Origin of the sequence: Mesorhizobium sp. M0802, assembly GCF_040320115.1 — a bacterium.
GTDB lineage: Bacteria > Pseudomonadota > Alphaproteobacteria > Rhizobiales > Rhizobiaceae > Mesorhizobium.
The window spans coordinates 46010-69709 of the sequence record NZ_JAMYOY010000017.1 but is presented as its reverse complement, the minus strand read 5'-3'; the positions used below and the strand labels follow the sequence as shown (position 1 = coordinate 69709).

Annotated in this window: 27 protein-coding genes and 1 pseudogene; 12 read left to right on the top strand and 16 right to left on the bottom strand. The window is 63.3% G+C overall.

All coding sequences use genetic code 11. The features are described from left to right. Positions 1–4: 4 nt before the first annotated feature. Positions 5–346 (bottom strand): hypothetical protein, encoded by a 342-nt coding sequence (locus NKI10_RS22455; RefSeq protein WP_023673273.1) that lies wholly within the window; start codon positions 344–346, stop codon positions 5–7. A gap of 240 nt (positions 347–586) precedes the next feature. On the opposite strand from NKI10_RS22455, the gene NKI10_RS22450 reads away from it, so the two are divergent. After that, positions 587–811: a hypothetical protein gene (locus NKI10_RS22450; protein WP_023673272.1), complete on the top strand. Its 225-nt coding sequence runs from the start codon at positions 587–589 to the stop codon at positions 809–811. 15 nt (positions 812–826) lie between these two features. On the opposite strand, the gene NKI10_RS22445 is transcribed toward NKI10_RS22450, so the two are convergent. The 3 genes and pseudogenes from NKI10_RS22445 to NKI10_RS22435 all read right to left on the bottom strand — a co-directional run. Next, positions 827–1507, bottom strand: coding sequence for a GNAT family N-acetyltransferase (locus tag NKI10_RS22445; RefSeq protein ID WP_352862077.1), 681 nt, complete (start codon positions 1505–1507; stop codon positions 827–829). Beyond that, entirely contained in the window at positions 1504–1977 is a 474-nt protein-coding gene (locus NKI10_RS22440) for a MarR family winged helix-turn-helix transcriptional regulator (protein WP_352862076.1), read from the bottom strand. Before NKI10_RS22440 ends, NKI10_RS22445 begins: the two co-directional genes overlap by 4 nt. A 154-nt stretch (positions 1978–2131) precedes the next feature. Then, positions 2132–2227, bottom strand: a pseudogene (locus NKI10_RS22435) (hypothetical protein); the annotation flags it as partial. Between the two features lie 187 nt (positions 2228–2414). Here NKI10_RS22435 and NKI10_RS22430 point away from each other — a divergent pair. Beyond that, on the top strand, positions 2415–3446 hold the full coding sequence (locus tag NKI10_RS22430; protein WP_352861999.1) for a phosphatidylglycerol lysyltransferase domain-containing protein: 1032 nt from the start codon (positions 2415–2417) through the stop codon (positions 3444–3446). 33 nt (positions 3447–3479) lie between these two features. On the opposite strand, the gene NKI10_RS22425 is transcribed toward NKI10_RS22430, so the two are convergent. Both NKI10_RS22425 and NKI10_RS22420 read right to left on the bottom strand, forming a co-directional pair. Further along, the gene (locus NKI10_RS22425; protein ID WP_352861997.1) at positions 3480–4241 is read right to left on the bottom strand and encodes an ABC transporter permease; all 762 of its coding nucleotides are present in this window, start codon (positions 4239–4241) and stop codon (positions 3480–3482) included. Beyond that, on the bottom strand, positions 4238–5164 hold the full coding sequence (locus NKI10_RS22420; protein WP_023692970.1) for an ABC transporter ATP-binding protein: 927 nt from the start codon (positions 5162–5164) through the stop codon (positions 4238–4240). Before NKI10_RS22420 ends, NKI10_RS22425 begins: the two co-directional genes overlap by 4 nt. Positions 5165–5435: 271 nt before the next feature. On the opposite strand from NKI10_RS22420, the gene NKI10_RS22415 reads away from it, so the two are divergent. After that, a complete protein-coding gene (locus tag NKI10_RS22415) occupies positions 5436–6797 on the top strand; it encodes a cytochrome ubiquinol oxidase subunit I (RefSeq protein WP_352861995.1) in 1362 nt (453 codons plus the stop codon). A gap of 108 nt (positions 6798–6905) precedes the next feature. Next, positions 6906–7910 carry a cytochrome d ubiquinol oxidase subunit II gene (locus tag NKI10_RS22410; RefSeq protein WP_023696076.1) on the top strand — a complete coding sequence of 335 codons (1005 nt, stop codon included), beginning with the start codon at positions 6906–6908 and terminating at the stop codon, positions 7908–7910. Between the two features lie 246 nt (positions 7911–8156). Here NKI10_RS22410 and msrA read toward each other — a convergent pair whose 3' ends face one another. From msrA to NKI10_RS22395, 3 genes are all read right to left on the bottom strand, one after another. Further along, entirely contained in the window at positions 8157–8882 is a 726-nt protein-coding gene (msrA, locus tag NKI10_RS22405) for a peptide-methionine (S)-S-oxide reductase MsrA (RefSeq protein ID WP_023673263.1), read from the bottom strand. 105 nt (positions 8883–8987) lie between these two features. Continuing rightward, on the bottom strand, positions 8988–9272 hold the full coding sequence (locus tag NKI10_RS22400) for a hypothetical protein (protein WP_023824047.1): 285 nt from the start codon (positions 9270–9272) through the stop codon (positions 8988–8990). 81 nt (positions 9273–9353) lie between these two features. Then, positions 9354–10055: a DUF1223 domain-containing protein gene (locus NKI10_RS22395; RefSeq protein ID WP_502897565.1), complete on the bottom strand. Its 702-nt coding sequence runs from the start codon at positions 10053–10055 to the stop codon at positions 9354–9356. A gap of 195 nt (positions 10056–10250) precedes the next feature. On the opposite strand from NKI10_RS22395, the gene NKI10_RS22390 reads away from it, so the two are divergent. Both NKI10_RS22390 and lepA read left to right on the top strand, forming a co-directional pair. Beyond that, on the top strand, positions 10251–10622 hold the full coding sequence (locus tag NKI10_RS22390) for an endonuclease domain-containing protein (RefSeq protein WP_352861992.1): 372 nt from the start codon (positions 10251–10253) through the stop codon (positions 10620–10622). Positions 10623–10761: 139 nt separating this feature from the next. Further along, the gene (lepA, locus tag NKI10_RS22385) at positions 10762–12567 is read left to right on the top strand and encodes a translation elongation factor 4 (protein WP_352861990.1); all 1806 of its coding nucleotides are present in this window, start codon (positions 10762–10764) and stop codon (positions 12565–12567) included. Positions 12568–13368: 801 nt separating this feature from the next. Here the strand turns inward: lepA and NKI10_RS22380 are convergent. Next, on the bottom strand, positions 13369–13578 hold the full coding sequence (locus tag NKI10_RS22380; protein ID WP_352520685.1) for a YegP family protein: 210 nt from the start codon (positions 13576–13578) through the stop codon (positions 13369–13371). 498 nt (positions 13579–14076) lie between these two features. On the opposite strand from NKI10_RS22380, the gene NKI10_RS22375 reads away from it, so the two are divergent. The 3 genes from NKI10_RS22375 to NKI10_RS22365 all read left to right on the top strand — a co-directional run bounded on the left by NKI10_RS22375 (position 14077) and on the right by NKI10_RS22365 (position 15910). Then, entirely contained in the window at positions 14077–14454 is a 378-nt protein-coding gene (locus tag NKI10_RS22375; RefSeq protein ID WP_352861988.1) for a hypothetical protein, read from the top strand. Positions 14455–14875: 421 nt separating this feature from the next. Beyond that, positions 14876–15223 carry a hypothetical protein gene (locus tag NKI10_RS22370; protein WP_352861986.1) on the top strand — a complete coding sequence of 116 codons (348 nt, stop codon included), beginning with the start codon at positions 14876–14878 and terminating at the stop codon, positions 15221–15223. Between the two features lie 315 nt (positions 15224–15538). Further along, positions 15539–15910, top strand: a complete 372-nt coding sequence (locus NKI10_RS22365) for a hypothetical protein (RefSeq protein ID WP_023681251.1) — start codon at positions 15539–15541, stop codon at positions 15908–15910. 194 nt (positions 15911–16104) lie between these two features. Here the strand turns inward: NKI10_RS22365 and NKI10_RS22360 are convergent, their stop codons facing one another. Next, a complete protein-coding gene (locus NKI10_RS22360) occupies positions 16105–16425 on the bottom strand; it encodes a hypothetical protein (protein ID WP_023692961.1) in 321 nt (106 codons plus the stop codon). Positions 16426–16588: 163 nt separating this feature from the next. On the opposite strand from NKI10_RS22360, the gene mbfA reads away from it, so the two are divergent. Next, positions 16589–17572: an iron exporter MbfA gene (gene mbfA, locus NKI10_RS22355; RefSeq protein WP_023681248.1), complete on the top strand. Its 984-nt coding sequence runs from the start codon at positions 16589–16591 to the stop codon at positions 17570–17572. A gap of 159 nt (positions 17573–17731) precedes the next feature. Here the strand turns inward: mbfA and NKI10_RS22350 are convergent, their stop codons facing one another. From NKI10_RS22350 to NKI10_RS22340, 3 genes are all read right to left on the bottom strand, one after another. Next, on the bottom strand, positions 17732–18076 hold the full coding sequence (locus NKI10_RS22350; protein WP_352861984.1) for an antibiotic biosynthesis monooxygenase family protein: 345 nt from the start codon (positions 18074–18076) through the stop codon (positions 17732–17734). Next, positions 18073–18429: an NIPSNAP family protein gene (locus NKI10_RS22345; RefSeq protein ID WP_352861982.1), complete on the bottom strand. Its 357-nt coding sequence runs from the start codon at positions 18427–18429 to the stop codon at positions 18073–18075. The genes NKI10_RS22350 and NKI10_RS22345 overlap by 4 nt, the downstream gene beginning before the upstream one ends. 85 nt (positions 18430–18514) lie before the next feature. Next, entirely contained in the window at positions 18515–18718 is a 204-nt protein-coding gene (locus NKI10_RS22340; protein WP_352861980.1) for a DUF1127 domain-containing protein, read from the bottom strand. 69 nt (positions 18719–18787) lie between these two features. On the opposite strand from NKI10_RS22340, the gene NKI10_RS22335 reads away from it, so the two are divergent. Continuing rightward, a complete protein-coding gene (locus tag NKI10_RS22335; protein ID WP_352861978.1) occupies positions 18788–19492 on the top strand; it encodes an ArsR/SmtB family transcription factor in 705 nt (234 codons plus the stop codon). A 232-nt stretch (positions 19493–19724) separates the two neighbouring features. Here NKI10_RS22335 and ligD read toward each other — a convergent pair whose 3' ends face one another. Beyond that, on the bottom strand, positions 19725–22235 hold the full coding sequence (ligD, locus tag NKI10_RS22330; protein WP_352861976.1) for a DNA ligase D: 2511 nt from the start codon (positions 22233–22235) through the stop codon (positions 19725–19727). 11 nt (positions 22236–22246) lie between these two features. Further along, positions 22247–23113, bottom strand: coding sequence for a non-homologous end joining protein Ku (gene ku, locus NKI10_RS22325; RefSeq protein WP_352861975.1), 867 nt, complete (start codon positions 23111–23113; stop codon positions 22247–22249). A 344-nt stretch (positions 23114–23457) separates the two neighbouring features. Between ku and NKI10_RS22320 the strand changes: the two genes are divergently transcribed. Further along, positions 23458–23607 carry a hypothetical protein gene (locus tag NKI10_RS22320; RefSeq protein ID WP_196813601.1) on the top strand — a complete coding sequence of 50 codons (150 nt, stop codon included), beginning with the start codon at positions 23458–23460 and terminating at the stop codon, positions 23605–23607. Positions 23608–23700: the final 93 nt, after the last annotated feature.

Genomic DNA, 23700 nt, shown 5'->3' with positions numbered 1-23700 from the left:
CGGATTACAGTCGCCCCTGCAGGTAAGGCCCGAGCGAGATCAGCACCACCGCCGCGATGGCCAGCACGATGCCGGTCGCCTGCAAGGCATTGACGCGTTCGCCGAAGAACACCAGCGCCACCACATTGACCGCCACCAGCTGGATCACCGCCGACAGGCTGAACGACACCGACATGCCGAACTCACGAACCAGCCGCAGCATCATCAGATTGCCCGCCGTATAGAGCGCCAGTGTCAGCACGATCTTGCCAAGGCTTGGCGCCAGCCCCCATTGCTTGGCCGCGATTGCCGCCAGCAGGAAGATCACCGTCGAAACGACGAGCTGCGCCAGTCCCCAGAAACTCACTTTTGTGCCTCGCTGTCGTTTGTGGCAGCCCTTGTTTCGCAAGCGCGCCGACACGTCAAGCAGACTGCGGCGAGACAGGCCCGACGATGACGAGAGGTGGCTGAATGAATGGCAGCACGATCGCGGTCTGATTGCAACGCTCGGGCCGGATTAACGCAAACCCAGGCAGCTGCCCACCCAAGCCCCGGAAAAGAATGGACATTTAAACATGGCGCCCTACCTCTTCTGGAGGAGAGTGCCATGCCAAAGTCCGTCTATGACCGTGGCCTGCTGAAACCCGACGACATCGCCAGGCTGCAACGCGTGTTCGACGAAGCCTGCCGCAGGCGCGACGTGCATCCCGATTCGGCGGAGGCGCGGGAGATCGCGCTGAACCTGCTTGCGCTGCACAATGCCGGGATGGTCGAGGAAGATATGCTTATGGAAACCGTGGGTTTCCGCAGGTTGGAGCCGAAATCAGCCTGAGGCCCGCAAGGCGGCCTATCCGGCGCGCTGCACGACGGCCACATTCATCTCTGCCCTCAGCCTGAAGCCGATGGACTCGTACAACCGGACCGCGCCGGCATTGCTGGCATAGGCATGCAGGTAGGGAACTTCGCCGCGCGCAAAAATTCGGTTGGCCACGAACACCGACAGCAGCCGGCCGAGGCCGCTGCCGCGAAATTCGGGATGCGAGCAGACGCCGCTGAGTTCGCTGTAGCCGGGCTGCTTCATGCGCTCGCCGGCCATCGCCGCCAGCCGGCCGTCGATCTTCACGCCCCAGAACTCGCCGAGGCTCAGCGCCTTGAGCGTGAACGGGCCGGGCCTGGTCAGTGACGCCAAAGCGAGCATCCCGGCCGCGTCGTCCTGCATCAGCTGCTGCACACGCTCGTCCGACACGGAAGGCAATGGCGCCTCGGCAACCATCTGAACGCCGAAGGCGGTCACGGTCGCGGTCAGTTCCGGCGGCAAGGCAATGGGGTCCGCCTGGAGCATGAACACGCTCTCACCTGCAGGAATGAGGCTTGCGAGCGCCTGCAGGCTCTCAGCGTCGTCTGCCCCGGAAGCCGCGAAGGGGACGATCGAGGAGGGATAGCGCCTGGCGAGCCTGTCGCCATACGCAAAGATCCGATGCCGCGTGTCGAGCGCGCTCCAGACCGGACGATCGAGGACATGGCTCATGGCGCGACATCCTGTTTCACACGACGGTCGAGCGGGGCCGCCGCCAGGCCGTCCTCTATTGCCGAGAGTTGTTCGAGAAGCGGCCCTGCAAGGCCTTTGCACAAGTCGGCAACGGCGTTCTCGATGCGCGGCCAAACGTCCCGCTTCGCCCTGTCGACCAGGCGCTGGCCGTTCGCGGTCAGCGAGATCATCCTGCGGCGCTGGTCGTCGTTCGATGGCGCGGCCTCGACCAGCCCCCACTCGGCCAGCAGCGCCACGCTGCGCGTCACCCCCGGCTGGGTGATCCCCAGTGACTGCGCCAGCTCGCCGACAGGCAGCGGCCCGAGCCGGTCGAGCGCGGCCAGCAGAGGATACTGGCTGGACTGCACCGGCACCTCCAGCCCATCGAGCATGCGCTGCGTATCGGCCTGCAACTGCTCGCCGATAACCGCGCGCGCGGGCAAAATCCTCGAGATAACCGACGATGGCATCCTTGCCAGGGAAGGCGGCGGTGCGCGGCGGATAGGAAAGGCCAGGTAACGCCGACAGCGCGCGATGGGTGTTCAGCGACAGTTTTTCGTGCCGCCGCCGCCATGGTTCGGCCAGCCGCTGCTCCTTTTCGAGCAAGACGGCCGCCACGCCGAGCCGGTCAAGCGCGGCGGCGGCGGCCAGTCCCGCCGCTCCGGCGCCGATGACGATCACCGCCTCGCCTGAGCCTTTCGGCCCGGGTACGATAGGCATCGTTTCGCTTGTCGTAGCCGCCATTCGGTCGAGATTTCCTTTCAGGTGCGCCATGGGGACCCGTCCTATATGGCACGTCCCATATGGCACAGGGGCGATATGATCGATAATGAGGTCGCGTCAATGCGACTGATTCGAGGCCTTGGGGGCAAGCCTCTGTTTATCATCGGCACGCGGAAGTTCGACCATGCCCTCCTTGCGTATCTTTCTCGACAGACTGCTGGAGGGCGCCGCGGCCAAGGTGCCGCGCCAGGATTTTTCGCATGTCGAGCGGCTGGCGCTTGTCCGCCGCCACGGCGACTTCTCGCTGGCCTATTCGACCGCCGTGCAGCAAAAATTGTCCTATTTCGGCGACGCCGACGGCTACATCGCCTTCGGCACCAAGATGAAGCACCATTTCGCGCTCGGTGACCCGGTGGCCCATCCGGCCGATCGGCCCGACTATATCAGGCGCTTTGTCGAAGCCGCCGACAGCCCGTGGTTCGTGCAGATCGGCGAACCGACGGCCCGCGTGCTGGCCGGGCTCGGCTACCAGGTCAACCGTCTCGGCGTCGACACGCGGCTGGAAGTGCCGGCTCACGATTTTTCCGGCAAGCGCAACGAAACCGTGCGCTATTCCGAACGCTGGCTCTTGAAGAAGGGGTTTTCCTTTGGGGAAGGAGCGGTCTATCTCGACGAGGTCCAGCGCCTGTCGCAGAACTGGCGGGCCGACCGCATCGTCAAGCGCTGGGAGATGGCGTTCCTCAACCGGCCCTTTGCCGATCATCTCGGCATCGATATGCGCCGTTTCGTGCTCTACAGCCCGGAAGGCGAGCTCGTCGCCCTGCTCGATTTCGATCCGATGTTCAGCGGTGGCAAGGTGATCGGCTACACCACCTCGTTCAAGCGCAAGCACATCGATGCCTCGCCGCATGCCGAAATCGGGCTGACCAAATTCGCCGTCGACCGGTTTCGCAATGAGGGCATTTCGGTCGTCACGCTCGGCCTGTCGCCGATGCTCGAGGTCGGAGCCAACGGCTTTGCCGAATCGAGCTTCTGGCGCAACGCCTTCGCGCGGGCCTATGAGTCGCCCTGGGTCAACCGCAGCAAGTTCAACCTCAAGGGCCAGGCGGCGTTCAAGCGCCGCTTCCACGGCATCGAGGAACCGACCTACATCGCCTTCCGCCAAGGCAGGCTGATCGAGATGCTGGGGTTGCTGCGCCTCATCAAGGCGATCTAGCAAGAAAACGCGACGCGCTTTAGAGCGGCAGGGTCAGTTGCGCAGCCGGTAGCCGGTGCGGAAGATCCAGGCGACGATGGCGATGCAGATGGCGAGGAACACCATCGTCATGCTCAGGCTGACGGCGACCGAGACATCGGACTTGCCGTAAAAGCTCCAGCGGAAACCGCTGATCAGGTAGACGACCGGGTTGAACAGCGTCACCGTGCGCCAGGTCTCGGGCAGCATGTTGATCGAATAGAAGCTGCCGCCGAGGAAGGTCAGCGGCGTGATGATCAACAGCGGCACCAGCTGCAATTGCTCGAAGCTTTTCGCCCAGATGCCGATGATGAAGCCGAACAAGCTGAAGGTCACCGCCGTCAAGACAAGGAAGGCCAGCATCCAGAACGGATGCTGGATGGTGAGCGGCACGAACAGCGAGGCCGTCGCCAGGATGATCAGGCCGAGGATGATCGACTTGGTCGCGGCGCCGCCGACATAGGCGATGACGATCTCCAGATACGACACCGGCGCCGACAAGAGCTCGTAGATGGAGCCGACGAATTTCGGGAAATAGATGGCAAAGGAGGCGTTGGAGATCGACTGCGTCAACAGTGAGAGCATGATCAGCCCCGGCACGATGAAGGCGCCGTAGCTGATGCCGTCGATCTCGGTGATGCGCGAGCCGATGGCCGAGCCGAAGACGACGAAATAAAGCGATGTCGAGATCACGGGCGAGACGATGCTCTGCAGCACGGTGCGGAACGCACGCGCCATCTCGACCCGGTAGATCGCCCATACTGCTCGCCAATTCATGGCTCTTGCCTCAACAGATTGACGAAGATCTCCTCGAGCGAGCTGTTTTGCGTGTCCATGTCGCGGAACTGGATGCCGGCCGTCTCGAGTTCGCGCAGCAGCGATGCGACGCCGGGGCGTTCGCTCTGGTTGTCATAGGTGTAGGTCAGCTGTGTGCCATCGCCCGACAGCTCCAAGGCGTAGTGCGAGAATGCATCGGGAATGGCGGTGAGCGGGTTGCGCAATTCGACGATCAGGCGCTTGCGGCCGAGCTTGCGCATCAGTTCGGCCTTGCCCTCCACCAGGATGATCTCGCCGCGGTTGATGACGCCGACCCGGTCGGCCATCGCCTCGGCCTCTTCGATATAGTGCGTGGTGAGGATGATGGTGACGCCGTCGTCGCGCAGCCGTCGCACCATCGCCCACATGTCCTGGCGCAGTTCGACGTCGACGCCGGCCGTGGGTTCGTCGAGGAACAGGATGCGCGGCTCATGCGAGAGCGCCTTTGCAATCATCAGCCGCCGCTTCATGCCGCCCGACAGCGTGATCGCCTTGGCGTCCTTCTTGTCCCACAACGACAGGTCGCGCAGCACCTTTTCGACGAAGCCCGGATTGGGCGCCTTGCCAAACAGGCCGCGGCTGTAGGTGACGGTTGCCCAGACGCTCTCGAACGCATCGATGGTCAGCTCCTGCGGCACCAGCCCGATCAGGCTGCGCGCGGCGCGGTAGTCTCGGTTGATGTCGTGGCCGTCGACGGTCACCGTTCCCGACGAACGGTTGACGATGCCGCAGACGATCGAGATGAGCGTCGTCTTGCCGGCGCCGTTCGGCCCCAGCAGCGCGAAAATCTCGCCGCGTTCGATGTCGAGGTTGATTTCCTTCAGCGCCTTGAAGCCGGTGGCGTAGGTCTTGGTGACCCCGGAAATCGAAATGATGGAAGGCAAATTCGTGGAAGACATGAGGCCGAAAACGACTGTTTGAAAGAGGCGGGGATTATTATTGCGCTGAATGTCGGTGCGCAGGCTCGGAAGTCAATGCCGCTGCTGACAATTGTGGACAAACGTTCCCCTTTGCCGTTTCGTTTCAAGAGTGCTGCGGGGCACTGACGGATTGATCCCATCTGCTGCGACAACGCGCCCCGCGTGACGCCAAGCCGCTTTGACCGGGCCGCATCCGCCGCCTATTCTGCGCCAACAAACAGCAGCCGGAGCCCGCATGGACCCGCTCATCCTGTCGCGAATGCAGTTCGGGGCGAATATCTCGTTCCACATCCTGTTTCCGACCATCACGATTGCGCTTGGCTGGGTGCTGCTGTTCTTCAAGCTCCGCTACAACGCCACCAATGATTCCGCCTGGATGCGCGCCTATTTCACCTGGGTGAAAGTGTTCGCGCTGTCCTTCGCCATGGGCGTGGTCTCCGGCGTCACCATGAGCTTCCAGTTCGGCACCAACTGGCCGGGCTATATGGAAAAGGTCGGCAACATCGCCGGGCCGCTGCTTGCCTACGAGATCCTCACCGCCTTCTTCCTCGAAGCGGCCTTCCTCGGCATCATGCTGTTCGGCTTCCGCCGCGTCTCCAACCGCGTCCACACGCTGGCGACGGTATTGGTCGCCGGCGGCACCACGCTGTCGGCCTTCTGGATCATCGCGCTGAACTCCTGGATGCAGACGCCGGCCGGCTTCGAGATGATCGACGGCAAGGCGCATCCCGTCGACTGGTGGGCGATCGTCTTCAACCCGTCCATGCCCTACCGTCTGACGCATATGCTGCTTGCCTCCGGCCTGACGGTGTCGTTCCTGATCGCCGGCCTGTCGGCGCTGCGCTACCTCACCGGCGACCGGTCGGAATCGATGTGGAAGGCGCTGCGCACCGGCGTCTTCACCGCCGCCATCCTAATCCCGATCCAGATCTTCGCCGGCGACCAGCACGGGCTGAACACGCTGGAGCACCAGCCGCAGAAGATCGCCGCCATGGAGGCCAACTGGAACACCGGCCCCAACGTGCCGCTGGTGCTGTTTGCGCTGCCCGACGAGGCGGCGAAGGAAAACAAATTCGAGATCGCCATTCCCGACGGCGCCAGCCTGGTGTTGCGCCATTCCACCAGCGGTATCGTGCCGGGGCTCAACGACTATCCCGGCCTGCATCCGCCGGTCTTCCCGGTGTTCTGGGGCTTCCGCATCATGGTCGGCACCGGCATTTTGATGCTCATCGTCTCGTGGTCGGCGACCTTCTTCCTCAAGCGCCGCCACAGCCTGCCCAAGCCGCTGGCCATGCTGATGGTGCCGATGGCGCTGTCGGGCTGGCTGGCGACGCTCGCCGGCTGGTACACCACCGAAATCGGCCGCCAGCCCTGGCTGGTGACGGGCGTCTTGAAGACGGTGGACGCCGTCGGCCCGGTCGCCGGCAGCCATGTCGCGCTGACGCTGGCCATCTATCTCATCCTCTATGTGCTTTTGCTGATCGCCTATCTCGGCGTGCTGGTGCACCTGGCGCTGAAGGCCGCCAAGGACGGCGACACCTCGCCTCTGCCGGGCGTCATGAAGACGGCCATGTCGCAACCGGCCGCAGCGGAGTGAGGAATGGTCCGCGTAGCGGACGAAAAGCCAACGATTTGGCTTTTCGAATGACGAACGCCCGGAGCACTAGCGAAGGGCAGAACCGTTGATGAGAGGGATGACAGACCGATGAGCTTCGACTGGCCAACCGCGCTGCCCCTGATCTTCGCCGGCCTGATGGGCCTCGCCATCCTGATCTACGTCATTCTCGACGGTTTCGATCTCGGCATCGGCATCCTGTTCTCGGTCGCCGAAGATGCCGAGCAGGACACCATGATCGCGGCAATAGGCCCGTTCTGGGATGCCAACGAGACCTGGCTGGTGCTGGCCGTCGGCCTGCTCCTGGTCGCCTTTCCGCTGGCGCATGGCGTCATCCTCACCGCGCTCTACATTCCGGTCTTCGTGCTTTTGGTTGGCCTCATCCTGCGCGGCGTCGCCTTTGATTTCCGCGCCAAGGTGCCGGCCGGCAAGAAGCATCGCTGGAACCGCATTTTCTTCCTCGGTTCCGTCATCGCCTCGCTGGCGCAAGGCTATATGCTCGGCGTCTATGTGCTCGGCCTCGATGTCGGTTTTGGCGGCATCGCTTTCGGGGCGCTGGTGGCGCTCTGCCTGTCCGCGGCCTATGCAGCGATGGGCGCGGCCTGGGTCATCTACAAGACCGAGGGCGAATTGCAGAGGAAGGCGGTGGCCTGGCTGCGCACGGCCCTGGTGCTGACCGCGCTCGGCATGGCGGCGGTGTCGCTGGCGACCCCATTCGCCAGTCCGCGTATCTTCGCCAAATGGTTCGTCTGGCCCGAAATGCTCTATCTGTCGCCGCTGCCGATCCTGTCGGCGCTGCTGTTCCTGTGGCTGTGGCGGCAGACCTTCCATCTGCCCAAGCCCGACGATCGCCACGCGCTGCGGCCGTTCCTGACGCTCGCCGCCATCTTCGCGCTCGGCTTTGCCGGGCTTGCCTGGTCGTTCTACCCCTTCGTGGTGCCCGACAGGCTGACCATCTGGCAGGCGGCGTCGGCGACGGAAAGCCTGGCCATCATCCTCGCCGGCACGGTGGTCGTGCTGCCGGTGATCATCTTCTATTCGTTCTATGCGTATCGGGTGTTCGGCGGGAAGGCGACGGATCTGACGTATGATTGAAGGGCTCTCTAATCGCGGTTTACGCGAGGCACCCCCCTCTGGCCTGCCGGCCATCTCCCCCTCAAGGGGGGAGATCAACTCCTCACTGCGGCCTTCGCCAACCTTGCAAGATGAGCACCGTCAGCGACGCTGCCAATCTCTCCCCTTGAGGGGGAGATGCCCGGAAGGGCAGAGCGGGGTGCTGTCCCGCTGGCGTCTCAGGTAGGGCGCCGCCGCTCTCTGCGTCCGGCCAAGTCCTATCGCCCCTCAGCTCTTCCCCGCCAGCACCAGCACCGGCTTCTCGCTGTACAACCCCGGGAACAGCGCCTTCAAATTCGCCACCTTGGGCAGATCGTTGTAGACGATGTAGGGGTAGGTCGGGTTCAGCGTAAGAAAGTCCTGGTGATATTCCTCGGCCGGATAGAAGGTTTTGCCCGTCTCCAGCGTGGTAACGATGGGCTTGGCAAACACCTTGGCCTGGTCGAGCTGGGCGATGTAGCTCTGGGCGATCTTCTGCTGCTCGCCATTCTCGGCAAAGATCGTCGAGCGGTACTGGGTGCCCGAGTCCGGGCCCTGGAAGTTCAACTGCGTCGGGTTGTGGGCGACCGAGAAATAGACCTGCAGCAGCTGGCCGTAGGTCACCTTGGACGGATCGTAGGTGATCTCGACCGATTCGGCGTGGCCGGTGCGGCCGCTGCCCACCGTTTCGTAGACGGCGTCATCCTTGGCGCCGCCGGTGTAGCCGGAGACGGCCTTGGTCACGCCCTTGACGTGCTGGAACACGCCCTGCACGCCCCAGAAGCAGCCGCCGGCGAAGATAGCCTTCTCGCTGCCGCTGGCGGCCTTCTCGTCCATTGCCGGCGGCGGGATCACCACCGCGTCCTCGGCCGAGCGCGCAGGGCTCTGCCAGAAGGCAGCCGCCGCGGCGGCGACGATGAGCGCGGCAAGCGCGCTCTTGAAGATCGGCGTTCTCGTCCTTGCAATCCCGGTCATGTCTGATCTCCTTGATGGTGGCGAAGACTATACGACAGAACGTCCCGCCTGGTTTCTCAAATTGCCGTGCGCCGGCCCGGCCATTGTGCGGCCGGGGACCCAGCCTTATTGCGCGGGCGCCATGGCGTCCGCCGGCTTCATCGCATCCGTTGCGGGTTTCATCGCATCGGCCGGCTTCATGGCGTCGGTGGCGGGTTTCATCGCATTCGTCGCCATTGGGTCGGCTGGCTTCATGGCATCGGTCGCCGGCGCCATGGCATCGGTCGCGGGCTTCATCGCCTCGGTTGCCATCGCCGGCTTCATGGCGCTGGTCGCGTCTTCGGCGCGGGCGCCGGCGGCGAAGGCGGTCATCGAAAGCGCAAAGGCGAGTGCGGTCAGGATCTTGGTCATGATGGTATTTCCTCCTTGAAGAGGGCGCGCGGGTGCGAGCCCGGTTATGCCGCGCTAGCGGCGTTGCGTAGAAAAGGAAAATCAGTCGGCGGCTGCAGCCAGGATCGGCCCACCACCCGGCGACTGCACCAGCACCGCGATGCTCAAGCCGCCGGAGGCTGCCGGCAATGGCAGCGTGGTGGCGTCGCCGCTCCAGCTGCCGAGTTTCTCCAGCGAGTGCACGACATTGGCATGCGGCAGCGTGCGGCCGGTGTTCTCGCCGCGCGCCACCGGCACTTCGACGACGCCCTTGTTGTAGCGGACCAGCCAGACATCGGCGCGGCCGGCCGGCGCGGAACCGGCGCCGATGCTGATCTTGCCGCCGTCGAGCGACAGCGTCGGCCCGTTCGTGCGGCCGCTCGCGGAAATCAGCTGCTCGATCTCGCCTGATGCCGCGCCCACCGCATCGGCACCGCCATTGACCACCACCTGCGGCGTGAACGGGCCGGAGCGGCCGAGCGACGGCTCATAGCGCACCTGGCGCTGGGTGAACTCCTCGCGGCCGAAAATGTCCTTCCAGCCGAGATAGTCCCAGTAGGTGACGTTGAACGACAGCGCCAGAACGCCCGGCTGGTCCTTGACCTTGATCAGGTTGGCATTGGCCGGCGGGCAAGACGAACAGCCCTGGCTGGTGAACAATTCGACCACGGTGAGCGGCTGGGCGAAGGCGGCGCCGCCAAGCATCATCAGCGCCGCGCCTGCGGTGGCCAGCATGCCGGCGCGTTTTGTGTTGGATCCAGTCATTGGGGGTCTCCGTTGCGGCGGGTTCGTTCCCACACTTCGCCGCTGCCAGAGGCTTCGTTACATGGTTCACCGCTTCGTGATTGGGGGCGGACGCGTCGTTGCCTTCTCCCCTTGTGGGAGAAGGTGGATCGGCGCGAAGCGCCGAGACGGATGAGGGGTGTTCCAGCGGAGTGAGACGTTGGTTAATCTAACGTCATGCCACATCAGCCCGTCGCTCCTGCCAAACGAAACTTTGCCCGTTCGCTCCGACGTGAAATGACGGAGGCGGAAGACAAACTGTGGCACGAACTACGTGACCGCAGGCTCGATCGGATCAAATTTCGGCGCCAAGTTCCTGTTGGAAAATACGTCGCCGATTTCGCTTGTCTTGAATCACTCCTCGTCATCGAGATCGATGGGAGTCAGCATGCGGACTCAGAGTCAGACCAGGCCCGTAGAACGGAACTGGAGGCGAGAGGCTTTCGTGTGTTGCGCTTTTGGAACGACGATGTCCTGAAAGACATGGACAGCGTCTGCACCACGATAATCGCTTATGTAAGGGATGTCAGTTTGCAGCGATGGCGGTGAAAGAACGCCGGCGTCAAGCTGGAACACCCCTCATCCGTCTCGGCGCTGCGCGCCGATCCACCTTCTCCCACAAGGGGAGAAGGCAAGGGCACCGCCACCCCGCTTGCCCCTGCAACCCGCCCCTGCTAAAGCGCGCGCCATGAGCACGCCTCTCGACCACATCCGCAATTTCTCCATCGTCGCCCATATCGACCATGGCAAATCCACTCTTGCCGACCGGCTGATCCAGTCGACCGGCGGGCTGGAGCTGCGCGACATGAAGGAGCAGGTGCTGGACTCGATGGACATCGAGCGCGAGCGCGGCATCACCATCAAGGCGCAGACGGTGCGGCTGAAATACCGCGCCAACAATGGCGAGGACTATATCCTCAACCTCATCGACACGCCCGGCCATGTCGACTTCGCCTATGAAGTGTCGCGTTCGCTCGCCGCCTGCGAAGGCTCGCTGCTGGTCGTCGACGCCTCGCAGGGTGTCGAGGCGCAGACGCTGGCCAATGTCTACCAGGCCATCGACAACAATCACGAGATCGTCGTGGTGCTGAACAAGGTCGATCTGCCGGCCGCCGAGCCCGAGCGCATCCGCGAGCAGGTCGAGGAAGTCATCGGCATCGACGCCTCCAACGCCGTGCTGATCTCGGCCAAGACCGGCCTCGGCATTCCCGATGTGCTGGAGGCAATCGTCCACCAATTGCCGCCGCCGCGCGAAGGCGACGCGTCGGCACCGCTGAAAGCCATGCTGGTCGACAGCTGGTACGACGCTTATCTCGGCGTCATCGTGCTGGTGCGCATCATCGATGGAGTGCTGAAAAAGGGCGCGACTATCCGCATGATGGGCACCGGCGCCAAACATCTGGTCGAGCGCACCGGCGTCTTCACGCCGGCCCGCATCAATGTCGACGAGCTCGGCCCCGGCGAGTTCGGCTTCTTCACCGGCTCGATCAAGGAAGTAGCCGACACCCGCGTCGGCGACACCATCACCGAGGACAAGCGCCAGACCGCGCATGCGCTGCCCGGCTTCAAGCCGGCGCAGCCGGTGGTGTTTTGCGGCCTGTTTCCGGTCGACGCCGCCGATTTCGAGGATCTGCGCGCCGCCGTCGGCAAATTGCGCCTCAACGACGCCAGCTTCTCCTACGAGATGGAAACCAGTGCCGCGCTCGGCTTCGGCTATCGCTGCGGCTTCCTTGGCCTGCTGCATCTCGAAATCATCCAGGAGCGGCTGGAGCGCGAGTTCAACCTCGACCTGATCGCCACCGCGCCGAGCGTCGTCTACCGGCTGCTGCTCAATGACGGCTCGGTCAAGGAACTGCACAACCCCGCCGACATGCCCGACGTGGTGCAGATTTCGGCCATCGAGGAGCCGTGGATCCGCGCCACCATCCTGACGCCCGACGACTATCTCGGCGGCATCCTGAAGCTCTGCCAGGACCGGCGCGGCATCCAGGCCGACCTCTCCTATGTCGGCAAGCGCGCCATGCTGATCTACGACCTGCCGCTCAACGAAGTCGTCTTCGATTTCTACGACCGGCTGAAGTCGATCTCCAAGGGCTACGCCTCGTTCGACTATCACCTGACCGACTATAAGGAAGGCGATCTGGTGAAGATGTCGATCCTGGTCAATGAAGAGCCGGTCGACGCGCTGTCCATGTTGGTTCACCGCACGGCGGCGGAAAAGCGCGGCCGGCAGATGTGCGAGAAGCTCAAGGAGCTGATCCCGAACCATCTGTTCAAGATCCCGATCCAGGCCGCCATCGGCGGCAAGGTCATCGCCCGCGAAACCATCTCGGCGCTGCGCAAGGACGTGACCGCAAAATGCTACGGCGGCGACGTGAGCCGCAAGCGCAAGCTGCTCGACAAGCAGAAAGAAGGCAAGAAGCGGATGCGCCAGTTCGGCAAGGTGGATATTCCGCAGGAGGCGTTTATTCAGGCGCTGAAGATGGGTGATTGAGGGGCCGGTTGGCGCGCAGAGCGCGCAAGGCAGCGGGCTCCCCGCCAGCGCGGCGCTGAAGCTGCGCCGTGGCATTATTCTCCGGGCGGCGGCGCGGGGTGATCCTCGGGGGGAGGCGGAGGTTCGCCCAAAGCGGCAGCGATCTCTCGGAAGATCCCGTCTACGTTCGCGAAAATCAGTCGCCCCAGGTCAATAACGTCCGACGCGTCGCCAAGGCGAATGAAGCGCATGGTCCTCAGGCACAAGACAGCCATATCGTCAGGCCCATTGTCCGCTGCTTGATAGGCTGGCTGAATTGAAGATAGGATCGCTCGGACCAATCTTGGTTCCAGTCGTGGCGTCGCGGTATTCCAAACATGTATTGCGACAGACTGGTCTCCAACCCGGAGGCCAAAGTTCGGCGTGAAGTTGACTGAAAACGTTTCTTCAGGGCTTGGCACCGTGGCCGCAGCGAATTCCAAAACTGCGCCTGGATTCAAAGTTCTCCAGGCATTCAGCCGCTCGAGACCAAGTTGCGCAGATCGCCTCTCCGGCGCTTTTGTAATTGCCAGTGTCGCCGCCAGCAAACTTTCTAATGGCTCTCCAGCCATCAAGCGCCGGCAGGACCGGCGAAGGCTACTATGAAAATCATAGCCTCCCTCTCTTGGCGTAGATCTTCGACGCAGCTCAGTTCGCTGCGGCCGATCGTTCATATGGACAACTCTTAGGAAGGCAGAAATTCCAAAAGATGGCATTGGATGCGCCCTTCTCAGACCCTCGAATAATGAAATGGCCCGCTGGCAGCGGGCCATTTCATATTCATCATGCGGCGTTCTCGAGATTCGCCGGGTACCAGACCAGGCTGTTGGTAGACGCTTTCATGATGTCGATACCGCGCTCGGCATCGACACGGCGCTTGTAGCCCTCGCTGCTTACGGAGATAGTCTCGCCGTTCGCAGCTTCGTATGTCCAACGCCATTCACCACGATTGTCCTTGTACAACCAGTACGAGGGGTAAGTACGCTGCGCCATAGGAGTCACTCCTTGATTGGCGTAAGCGAACGTCAGGCTTGACCATGGCGGATTATTCTGATTCAACATCAGTGTACCAAATACGCCATACCCCGCGCCTGACGTCCAATCTTGTGCGGATTAGAACTCTGAAACCGTCGCGGCTCGCCAGCTTTGCGGCGGTTTCTTGATTCTGGACGGCTTCAAGATGCGGTTAAGCTATGCCGAGAGTCAAGGCATGACTAATAAACCATTAACGGAAGCTAATGGTTTCGGCATTTCCCCAATAAGTACAAGCGCTTACGCAACTCCTCCCAGCGGGGATAACTCAGCGCAAAGCGATCCCACTCCGACGAACAATACTTCTTGTTTTCTAAAAAGCAAACATCATGAAGAGGTCTGATTCTAACGCACTGCAACATAGGTCCACATTACTGACGCTTTATTGTAAGGCGACCATCGCCAAGTTTTGCGATCACCCACCCTGCGGTATCCCCGCCCGGCTCAGGGAGACACCACATGCGCACCACTTCAGACACCGTCGCCGCAATCGGCCTCGCCATCGGCGGCGCCTTCGGCCTGGCCGGCATCTTCGTCGCCAGCGCTCCGCTGCGCGAAACGCTCTGGGCGATCGATGGCGTGGCGCTTGTGGTGGCAACCGCGCTGCTGACCATGAACTACCAGCGGCTGGGCAACGAGTGCGTAGCCGCCGGGTTCCTCACCTTCCTCGTCGGCGAGAGCTTGATCATATCAGGCAATGCGGCGGGGCTGGAGGCCAGCGTTCCGTCCTATGTCGGCGGCATCTCGCTGTTGGCAGCGGCGCTCGTCTTGATAGCGCGTCGAACAACCTTTGCGCTGTGGATGCGGCTCCCCGGCGCGCCATCCTGTTTGTCGTGACGGTGGCCATGGTGCTGTGGGGCGCGCCCTTGCTGCCGACCTCGGCGCCGCTGCCCGCCGCCGGCTATCGTTCCTGGTGCTGACTTTTGCCGGCTGGATATGGACGTTGCTGAAGTCGCCGAGGTGATTGACGCGATCCGACGGCTGGCGCCGCATGTGAAGTGGGGCAGTAGGGGGCGTAGGGTATCACGAGGCCGCCCCCTCATCCGGCCGCTTCGCGGCCACCTTCTCCCCGCTGGGGAGAAGAGGCGAGCACCAGCGCCGAGCGAGCTCCTCTCCCCTCGGGGAGAGGTCGGATTGCCCCGAATTGCCTTTCGCAATTCGGCTGGCAATCCGGGTGAGGGGGACTTGCCTAGCCGTGGCTCTAGGCCCGGCCCTCGCGGCGTGCGACCCTCGCATCTCCGATTCGGGACCGCCCATCATGCTCCGCCTCGCCCTTGCCGCCCTCTTCATCGCCACCCCGGCGCATGCCGCCGATATGGCGTTCTTCGTCAAGAACCTGCGCAGCCAGGCAGTCGCGGTGGAGCTGTTCAGCCGTGACCGCAAGATGTCGTGGCCGGGCGGTGGTCAGGTGTTTCTGATCGAGCCGAGCTCGCAGAAATCGGTGCCGATCTCGTGCAATCCGGGCGAGAACATCTGCTACGGCGCGTGGGTGAATGGCAATGATGCGCTCTCGGCCGGCGTCGGGCCGGATAATGACCAGCCGTGTGATACGTGCTGTTTCATCTGCGTGGAGAAGACGACGGAGACGATCGATCTGGTTGAGTGAGGGGCGGGGCGCCGAAGCTGCTGATCTCCCTCCTCGTGGGGGAGATGTCCGGCAGGACAGAGGGGGCGCGAAGGATCGCCAGCGTATGGATCAGCAAGCCTAAAATTGAAATGACGCGGCTGCAGGAATGAGAGGTCGGCGGGACAGCGCCCCCCTCCGCCTTGCCAGGCATCTCCCCCACGAGGGGGGAGATCAGCCGTTCCGCCCTCCACCAATCCCCCCAAAATCAGTCACGCCCCACCCTTCAATCTCCGCCGCCATCATGCGATGCTGATTCCCTCGGCCGGGGGGCCGATTTGCCTCGGGGGAAACACCATGTCTTTCACTTGTCTGCGCCGCGTCGTCGTCGCGCTGTCGCTTGCGGCGCTGTTTGCGCCGGCGGCTCACGCCGCCGACATCACCTTCGCCGTCAAGAACAGCCATCCCAACGCCATGCGCCTCGAGCTCTACAGCCAGGACCGCGACTATGTCTGGCCGGGCAACGACAAGGATTTTTATCTCGACGACGGCGAGACCAAGCAGATCCCGGTGTCGTGCGACGAGGGCGAGTCCATCTGCTACGGCGCCTGGGTCGACGGCGACGAGGGAACCTATTGGGGCGTCGGCCCCAACAACAAGGAAAGATGCGAGGATTGCTGCTACACCTGCAATGGCGGCGAGACGGAGGAAATTGAACTGACACCGTAGGGCGGGCGAAGCTGCTAATCTCCCCCCTCGAGGGGGAGATGTCGCCGAAGGCGACAGAGGGGGTCGCCGCGCGTGAAGCGCTAGCCCTCCATCTGCCGCGCAGGACGTCGAGCCCGGTCGGACCGACCCCCTCTGCCTTGCCAGGCATCTCCCCCTCAAGGGGGGAGATCAGATGTCGCTTCGGCTTTCGCCAATTATCCCATCAACGCCCTCTGCCGCTTCGGCCCGCCCGCCTTGCGCCAGGAATTGAACCGGTGCGTGGCGGCGGCAAACGAGATCTTCATCTGCTGGGCGACCGAGTAGCGCGACTTGCCTTCGTCGAACAGGCGGTAGCAGCATTCGACGCCCTCCTCGGTCAGCTTGCCGTCGGGCGCCTTGTTGTGCGGATTGGCGGGGTCGAATTTTTCGACTTGCTGTTCGACCAGGCCTTTCAGCCGCTGCAAATCGGCCTCGATGCTGGCGATAAGATCGAGGACGGGTTTCGGATCGAAGTGGTCGTGCGGCTTTGCCGTCATCTTGCTCATGCCTTTCGCTTGCGTGTCGCGACAATATAGGTGAACATTTGCCGATAATGAAGGGCGCGTTGCAATCCGGCGCTTCAACATTTCTTGACTGGTGATTGACCGCGGAGACTGCAGCGCCTAGTTTAGAATTGTTCTAAACTGGGGTGAATTTCTCATGCTTTCCCGTGTCTTCGGTTTCGGCCGCCGTCCTTTCGAAACGCTGTCGGAACAGGAGATCCTGGCCCTGGCAATTTCATCCGAAGAGGATGACGGGCGCATCTACCGCGCCTATGCCGACGGGCTGGCGGACAGTTTTCCGCAATCGGCGAAAGTGTTCGAGGCGATGGCGGAGGAGGAGGACGGCCATCGCGATTCCCTGATCGAGCTTTACCGCAAGCGTTTCGGCGAGCGCATTCCGTTGCTGCGCCGCGAGCACGTGAAAGGCTATTACGAGCGCAAGCCCGACTGGCTGGTGCGGCCGCTCGGCATCGAGCATGTGCGGCGCCAAGCCGAAGAGATGGAGCGGCAGGCCTATCGCTTCTATGTCGAGGCGGCCAAGCGCACCGGCGATGCCTCGACGCGGAAACTGCTCGGCGACCTGGCCGCGGCCGAGCAAAGCCATGAGAATTCGGCGCATCGGCTGGAGCAGAAACTCGTGCCGGGCGAGGTGAAGGACGAGGAAGCCAGCGCCGAGCAGCGCCAGTTCATCCTGACCTATGTCCAGCCGGGACTGGCCGGGCTGATGGACGGCTCGGTGTCGACGCTGGCGCCGATCTTTGCCGCGGCGTTTGCCACGCACGACACCTGGCAGACGCTGCTGGTCGGCCTCGCCGCCTCGATCGGCGCCGGCATCTCGATGGGCTTTACCGAAGTCGCTTCCGACGATGGCAAATTGTCGGGACGCGGCTCGCCGATCAAGCGCGGACTGACTGTCGGCATCATGACGACGCTGGGCGGCCTGGGCCACGCGCTGCCTTACATCATCCCGCATTTCTGGACGGCGACGGCGGTCGCGGCCGTGGTGGTGTTCTTCGAATTGTGGGCGATCGCCTTCGTGCAGAACCGCTACATGCAAACCCCGTTCCTGCGCGCGGCGTTTCAGGTGGTGCTGGGTGGGGCGCTGGTGTTTGCGGCCGGGGTGCTGATCGGGAATGCGTGAGCGCCAAGCGCCCCTCACCCAGCCTCCGCTACGCTCGGCTGACCTCTCCCCGAGGGGAGAGGAGATTTTCGACGCCTGCGCCAGTCTCTTCTCCCCAGCGGGGAGAAGGTGGCCGCGAAGCGGCCGGATGAGGGGGCCTGGCGCGACGCCGATACCTAGTCACCCATTCACCGCCCTGCTGTCCGCCGGCGCTTCATCCCGCTCCGTCAGGCCATAGTCCCGCACCACATGCGCAATGCGCAGCCGGTAGCCGCCAAATATTCCGCCGCGGCCCGCATGCTGCGCCTGCCGATGCTCTTCCGTATTGCGCCAGGCTTTCACCGCTTCCTCGTCGCGCCAGAAGGACAGCGACAGGACCCGGTTGGGATCGCCCAGGCTCTGAAAGCGCTCGATCGAGATGAAACCGTCTATGCCGTCGAGCAGCGGCCTGAGTTCCGCGGCGATGCCGAGATAGGCATCGCGCTTTCCCTCAGCCGGTTGCACCTCGAAGATGACAGCGATCATATCTCCTCCTTGACCGCGGTCTGGAACAGCTGCCGCGGTCCATGCGGCCCCGACACCAGCTTCAGGAAGATGCGGTTCTCTTTCAAGATGAACTTTTCGCGGCGGGCGAATTCGTAATTGGCCTTGCCCGCCGGATCGGCGGCGAGACGGGCGCGATAGGCTTCGTAGGCGGCGAGGCTGTCGATGTTGTAGGCGGCGTAGGCGGTGGTGGCCGAGCCCTCGTGCGGGGCGTAGTAGCCGATCAAATCGGCGCCGCAGCGCGGGATCGCCTGGCCCCAGGCCTTGGCATATTGCTCGAAGGCCGGCTTGCCGAACGGGTCGATCTCATAGCGGATGAAGCAGGTGATGGCCATCGTGAACTCCTTGGGTTTCGCGTGGATAGTTCGAGCGGCGTCGAAACGTTGTGCCGCCGGGTGTGCTAAGCAAACGCGCTGGCGGTCAGGCCTTCCAGAAGGGGCTTGCGCATTCGCGGCGCACATCCTCACGGGTCAGGCCGAGATCGCGCAGCAGATGGTCGTCGACCTCCGCGAGGTCGAGCCGCTGCAGATGGCGGTCGTACCAGCGGGCGAGCAGCCGCCGTTGCAGCCAGGTGACGAACGGAAACGGCCGGCGGCCGGCGAGTGGGGCGGAAGCGGTTGGCATCGGCGTTCTCCTTGATCCCGCCCGACAATAATGCTTATTTGACGAGAATGCTTCGATGGAGGCCTAACTATGCGTGAAGGACCCGACATTGCCCGCATCGCCAGCCTGGTCGGCGATCCGGCGCGGGCAAACATGCTGAATGCGCTGATGGGCGGCACGGCTTTGACGGCGAGCGAACTGGCGCTGGAGGCCGGCGTCTCGCTGCCGACGGCGTCCTCGCATCTGTCGAAACTGATGGAGGGCGGGCTTTTAACTTTGGCCAGCCAGGGACGGCATCGCTATTACGGCCTCGCCGGGCCGCAGGTTGCCGGCATGATCGAGGCGATCACCGGGGTGGCCGAAGCGGTCGGCCCCAAGCGGGTGCGGCCCGGCCCGCGCGACGGCGCCATGCGCGTGGCCCGCGTCTGCTACGACCACCTCGCCGGCGAGCAGGCGGTGGCGATGCTGGACCGGTTCGTCGCGCGCGGCATCCTTTTGCGCGACGACAATGAGATCAGGCTCGGGGAGATCCGGCCGGGGGAGATCAGGCTCGGGCCGTCGGCCGCATCGCATTTTTCCGCCATCGGCGTCGATGTCGGCGCCAAGGCGCGCCGGCCGGTCTGCCGCGCCTGCCTCGACTGGAGCGTGCGCCGCTCGCATCTTGCGGGAACGCTGGGCGCGGCTATTCTGGACAAGATCCTGGCGGAGAAATGGGCAAGACGGGAGAAGGACAGCCGCGCGGTGATGTTTTCACCGCCGGGGAAGCAGGCGTTCGAGCGGGTGTTTTTAGCGTAGAGGTTCGGCGGCGCTAATTGGGCGACGCTGGCGGGACAGCACCCCCCTCTGGCCTGCCGGCCATCTCCCCCTCAAGGGGGGAGATTACGCGCTCAACAGCTTTCGCCAATCTCCAACGTTGCAACAATGAACGAAACCTCGAAGCTGCCCAATCTCCCCCCTTGCGGGGGAGATGTCCGGCAGGACTGAGGGGGGTGGGAAGGATCGCTACGTTTGCGAATGTGCCGATGGCTCACCCCCGCTTCAACACCTTCCCCTGCTTGAAGAAATCCGCCCACGGATCGGCCTGCGCTAGTTCCTTCAGCGTCGTCTTGTCGCCGATCGGGAAGGAATTCGGCGGCAACCCCTTCTCAACCTCCGCCCACGTCACCGGTACCGACACCGTCGCGCCCTTCTTGGCGCGGGAAGAGTAGGGCGCGACCGTGGTCGAGCCCCTGCCGTTGCGGAGATAGTCGACGAAAATTTTTCCAGTGCGCGCCTTTTTCGACAGCGTCGCCGTGTAGCGGTCGGGCGCGGCCTGCTCCAGCGCCTTGGCGAAATCATGCGAGAAGGTTTTGACCGCCTCCCAGTCCGCCGGGGGTTTCAGCGGCACCAGCACGTGATAGCCCTTGCCGCCTGACGGCTTGACGAAATTCGGCAGCGACAGATCGTCAAGCTTGCCTCTGATGTCGAGTGCGGCCTCGCGCACCGCCTTGACGTCGACGCCTTCATCGGGATCGAGATCGAAGATGATCTGATCCGGCTTTTCCAGCTCATCGATCTTGCAGCCCCAGATGTGGACCTCGACCACGCCGTACTGGACCAGAGCGGCAAGGCCGTCGAAATCGCGGATGAACAGGATTTCCTCGCCATCGGTCGGGTCCTTCATGCGGGCGATTTTGTCGCTCATGCCGGCCGAGGCATGTTTCTGGAAGAAGCGCGGACCGCCGATGCCGTCCGGCGCCCTGACCAGGCTGAGCGGCCGGTTGACGACGAACTGCTCCATGCGCGGCCAGACCAAGGCATAGTGCTCAAGCAGAGCCTGCTTGGATATTTTTTCCTCGGGCCACAGCAGCTTGTCGGGATGGGATAGTTTTACGCTGGTCGTGATCGTCGCGGGCGCCTTAGCCCCGGCGGCCTTGCCGGCGCCGCTTGCCGCCGGCTTTGCCTTGTTCGCCGCGCTCGATGGCTTTTCCTGCACGACTTCCTCCGCCGGCTTGTCCTCGCGCAGTCCCTGGAACGACGCGTGGCGTATTATACGGTCCGACGTCCAGCTGCGGAACTCCACTTCGCCGACAAGTTCGGGCCTGACCCAGACCAGGCCCTTGCCCTTGGGAACCGCGGCGGCAAACGGCGAGGCGTCTGCCTTCAGCGCATCGAGTTTTTTCTTCAAATCTGTGGCGCTCCTGGCTGTGAAGCCCGTGCCGACGCGGCCGGCGTAGTGGAGCTTGCCGCCCTCGTGGTAGCCGACCAGCAGCGAACGCAGGCCGCGGCCGGTCTTGTCCGAGGGCAGATACCCGCCGATGACGAATTCCTGGCGGGCCGTGCATTTCGATTTCACCCAGCTCGGGCCACGGCCGCTGCGATAGGGCGCATCGGCGCGCTTGGAGACGATGCCTTCGAGGCCCATGCGGCAGGCGTGCTGCAGCATGATCTTGCCGGGCTCGGCGAAATGGTCGCTGAAGCGAACAGCGGCATTTTCGGCCGTCTCGCCGAGCAGCTCCTGCAGCGCCTGCTTGCGCTCGACCAGCGGCTCGCGGCGCAAATCCTTGCCGTCAAGCCGCATCAGGTCGAACACATAGTAGGTGAAGCGGTCGGTTCGATTGGCGGAGAGATCCTGCTGCAGCAGCGAGAAGGACGAAACGCCGCTGTCGGCGAGCACGACGATCTCGCCATCGATGATGGCGTCGCTGCATTTCAGCTGGGCGAGTTCCGCGACGATCTCGGGGCCGAATTTCCCCGTCCAGTCGAGGCCGGTGCGGGTCAGCAGCCGCACCTCCGTGCCGGCGATCTGCGCCTGCATGCGGTAACCGTCGAATTTGACCTCATGCAGCCAGTCCTCGCCGGGCGGCGCCTCGCGCTCCAGCGTCGCCAGTTGCGGCTCGACGAAGTCGAGGCGCTTGCCGGCTTTCGCCTTGCTGGATGCCGCAGGCTTGTTGGAGTGCCAGACCTTCGGCTTCTTGCCGTCGGCGGTCTTGCCTTCCGCGACCTCTTCGATGTTCAGGCCGGACTTCACCGATTTCGGTGCGTGCTTCAGGATATCCTCGCCGGGGCGGGCGGCGGCATCGTCGGATTTGATCAGCAGCCAGTTGTCGCGCTTTTCGCCCGGGCGGGGTCTTAATCTGACCAGATGCCACCGCCCATTCAGCTTCTGGCCGTTGAGTTCGAAGTCGATATGGCCCTTTTTCATCGCCTTGGCGGGGTCGATCTCTGGCGTCCATGTGCCTTCGTCCCAGACGATGACGGTGCCGCCGCCATACTCGCCCTTGGGAATGGTGCCCTCGAAGCCGGCATAGTCGATCGGGTGGTCCTCGACATGCACGGCCAGCCGCTTTTCGTGGGGGTCGAGGCTCGGGCCTCGCGTCACCGCCCAGCTCCACAACACGCCCTCATGCTCGAGGCGGAAATCATAGTGCAGCCTGGTCGCGTCGTGCTTCTGGACGACGAAGATGCCGCCGGGCTGCTTGCCGCGCGCGACCTTGCCCGCCGGCTCGGCCGTCTTCTTGAAATCGCGTTTGGACTGATATTGTTCGAGGTTGGCCACGGCGCCGACCCTCAAGCCGACTTGCGCTTGGGCGCAGAAGCTTTCGCCTTGCCGCTTTTTGCCGCCGGCTTGGCCTTCTTCGCCGAGCCTTCCGCCTGGCCGCCATCGGACAGGCTCTTCTTCAGCGCGTCGAACAGATTGACGACATTGGACGGCTTGGGCGCGGCCTGCGCTTTCGGAGCCTTCTTTCCGGCCTTCTTGGCGCGGATCAGTTCGAGCAGCGCGTCCTCATACTTGTCCTCGAATGTCGACGGATCGAACTTCCCCTTCTTCTTGTCGATGATGCGTTCGGCCATATCGGTCATCTCCTGGTCGGTCTTCACCGCCTTGATGTCGCCGAAGATGCTCTCCGGCTCCCGCACCGTGTTGCCGTAGCGCAAGGTGGTCAGCACCATGCCTTTGCCGCGCGGCTCGATGACCACGGGCCGCTCGCGGCTATAGAGCACGACGCGCGCCAGCCCGGCCATCTTCTTGTCCGCCATGGCATCGCGAATGACGGCAAAGGCCTCCTCCGACACCTTGTCGGCGGGCGTGACATAATAGGGCGTGTCGAGATAGATCTGCTCTATCGAGGCTTTGTCGACGAAGCCGTCCAGCGCCATCGTGTGCGAGGACTCGATCTGCACCGCTTCGATCTCTTCCTCCTCGATATAAACGAACTCACCGGGGCTCACCTCATAGCCCCTGATCTCGTCGCCATCGCCCAGCGGCTTGCCGGTTTCAGAATCGACATAGATGCGCTTGACCGTGTTGCCGGTCTTGCGGTTGAGCACCCGGAACGAAACTTTTTCGGCGTGGGTGACGACGTTGGTCAATTCGACAGCGCAGGTGACCAGCGACAGTTTCAGATAGCCCTTCCAGGCGGGGCGAGGTGCCATGGCGAACTCCTGCGCGATGCGGTTCAAGCGAGAACGGGCAAGGCCCGTTCCGGTTCCGGGCGCGCAACCAGGGGCATTTCGGCAGCGAGCATGGAATTTCGAGAGGCTCGCCAAATCTGAAACAGAACCGCGCTCAAGCGACATCCAGACGAAACATATGTGATGCAAAAGTCACAATGCCGGAAATGGCGACGAACCACACCGAAAGACCCCCAAACAGCCGCATTCCGGCCACGAAGCATGGGGTTTTCGACCAAAGATTAACATCGTGTTCACCGACTATTCACGCCTCGACACTATGATCCCCGCAATCGGACGGGACATCCGAAAATCGGGACAGGGACTTGAGTAAAATGAAATTCTGGGGCCACATCGCCGGCTATGCCGCCGCCATCCGCGAGTTCATCGCGCCGACCTATCGACCGGAGCGCTACTACATGCGCGGCCCGGGTCCGGCCTGCGCCCGTCGCGGCAGCTCGCTCGGCGCGCACTGATCATGACGTTCGAAACGCGTCACGACAGCCGGATCTGCAGACCGGAGGCCGATCCCCGCGCAACCACCTATCGCGCCGAGCGCCCCGCGCTGG

Excerpts from the sequence above, each read along its gene's own strand:
- NKI10_RS22415 (WP_352861995.1), top strand. The coding sequence starts at position 5,436 with ATGGACCCGCTCATCCTGTCGCGAATGCAGTTCGGGGCGAATATCTCG.
- NKI10_RS22380 (WP_352520685.1), bottom strand. The coding sequence starts at position 13,578 with ATGGCGCAGCGTACTTACCCCTCGTACTGGTTGTACAAGGACAATCGT.
- lepA (WP_352861990.1), top strand. The coding sequence starts at position 10,762 with ATGAGCACGCCTCTCGACCACATCCGCAATTTCTCCATCGTCGCCCAT.
- mbfA (WP_023681248.1), top strand. The coding sequence starts at position 16,589 with ATGCTTTCCCGTGTCTTCGGTTTCGGCCGCCGTCCTTTCGAAACGCTG.
- NKI10_RS22445 (WP_352862077.1), bottom strand. The coding sequence starts at position 1,507 with ATGAGCCATGTCCTCGATCGTCCGGTCTGGAGCGCGCTCGACACGCGG.
- NKI10_RS22345 (WP_352861982.1), bottom strand. The coding sequence starts at position 18,429 with ATGGCCATCACCTGCTTCATCCGCTATGAGATCGACCCGTTCGGCAAG.
- NKI10_RS22425 (WP_352861997.1), bottom strand. The coding sequence starts at position 4,241 with ATGAATTGGCGAGCAGTATGGGCGATCTACCGGGTCGAGATGGCGCGT.
- NKI10_RS22335 (WP_352861978.1), top strand. The coding sequence starts at position 18,788 with ATGCGTGAAGGACCCGACATTGCCCGCATCGCCAGCCTGGTCGGCGAT.
- NKI10_RS22370 (WP_352861986.1), top strand. The coding sequence starts at position 14,876 with ATGCTCCGCCTCGCCCTTGCCGCCCTCTTCATCGCCACCCCGGCGCAT.
- NKI10_RS22390 (WP_352861992.1), top strand. The coding sequence starts at position 10,251 with ATGCCACATCAGCCCGTCGCTCCTGCCAAACGAAACTTTGCCCGTTCG.
- msrA (WP_023673263.1), bottom strand. The coding sequence starts at position 8,882 with ATGACCGGGATTGCAAGGACGAGAACGCCGATCTTCAAGAGCGCGCTT.
- NKI10_RS22400 (WP_023824047.1), bottom strand. The coding sequence starts at position 9,272 with ATGACCAAGATCCTGACCGCACTCGCCTTTGCGCTTTCGATGACCGCC.
- NKI10_RS22350 (WP_352861984.1), bottom strand. The coding sequence starts at position 18,076 with ATGATCGCTGTCATCTTCGAGGTGCAACCGGCTGAGGGAAAGCGCGAT.
- NKI10_RS22340 (WP_352861980.1), bottom strand. The coding sequence starts at position 18,718 with ATGCCAACCGCTTCCGCCCCACTCGCCGGCCGCCGGCCGTTTCCGTTC.
- NKI10_RS22440 (WP_352862076.1), bottom strand. The coding sequence starts at position 1,977 with ATGCCATCGTCGGTTATCTCGAGGATTTTGCCCGCGCGCGCGGTTATC.
- NKI10_RS22430 (WP_352861999.1), top strand. The coding sequence starts at position 2,415 with ATGCCCTCCTTGCGTATCTTTCTCGACAGACTGCTGGAGGGCGCCGCG.
- NKI10_RS22360 (WP_023692961.1), bottom strand. The coding sequence starts at position 16,425 with ATGACGGCAAAGCCGCACGACCACTTCGATCCGAAACCCGTCCTCGAT.
- NKI10_RS22395 (WP_502897565.1), bottom strand. The coding sequence starts at position 10,055 with ATGACTGGATCCAACACAAAACGCGCCGGCATGCTGGCCACCGCAGGC.
- NKI10_RS22375 (WP_352861988.1), top strand. The coding sequence starts at position 14,077 with ATGCGCACCACTTCAGACACCGTCGCCGCAATCGGCCTCGCCATCGGC.
- NKI10_RS22365 (WP_023681251.1), top strand. The coding sequence starts at position 15,539 with ATGTCTTTCACTTGTCTGCGCCGCGTCGTCGTCGCGCTGTCGCTTGCG.
- NKI10_RS22410 (WP_023696076.1), top strand. The coding sequence starts at position 6,906 with ATGAGCTTCGACTGGCCAACCGCGCTGCCCCTGATCTTCGCCGGCCTG.
- NKI10_RS22450 (WP_023673272.1), top strand. The coding sequence starts at position 587 with ATGCCAAAGTCCGTCTATGACCGTGGCCTGCTGAAACCCGACGACATC.
- ku (WP_352861975.1), bottom strand. The coding sequence starts at position 23,113 with ATGGCACCTCGCCCCGCCTGGAAGGGCTATCTGAAACTGTCGCTGGTC.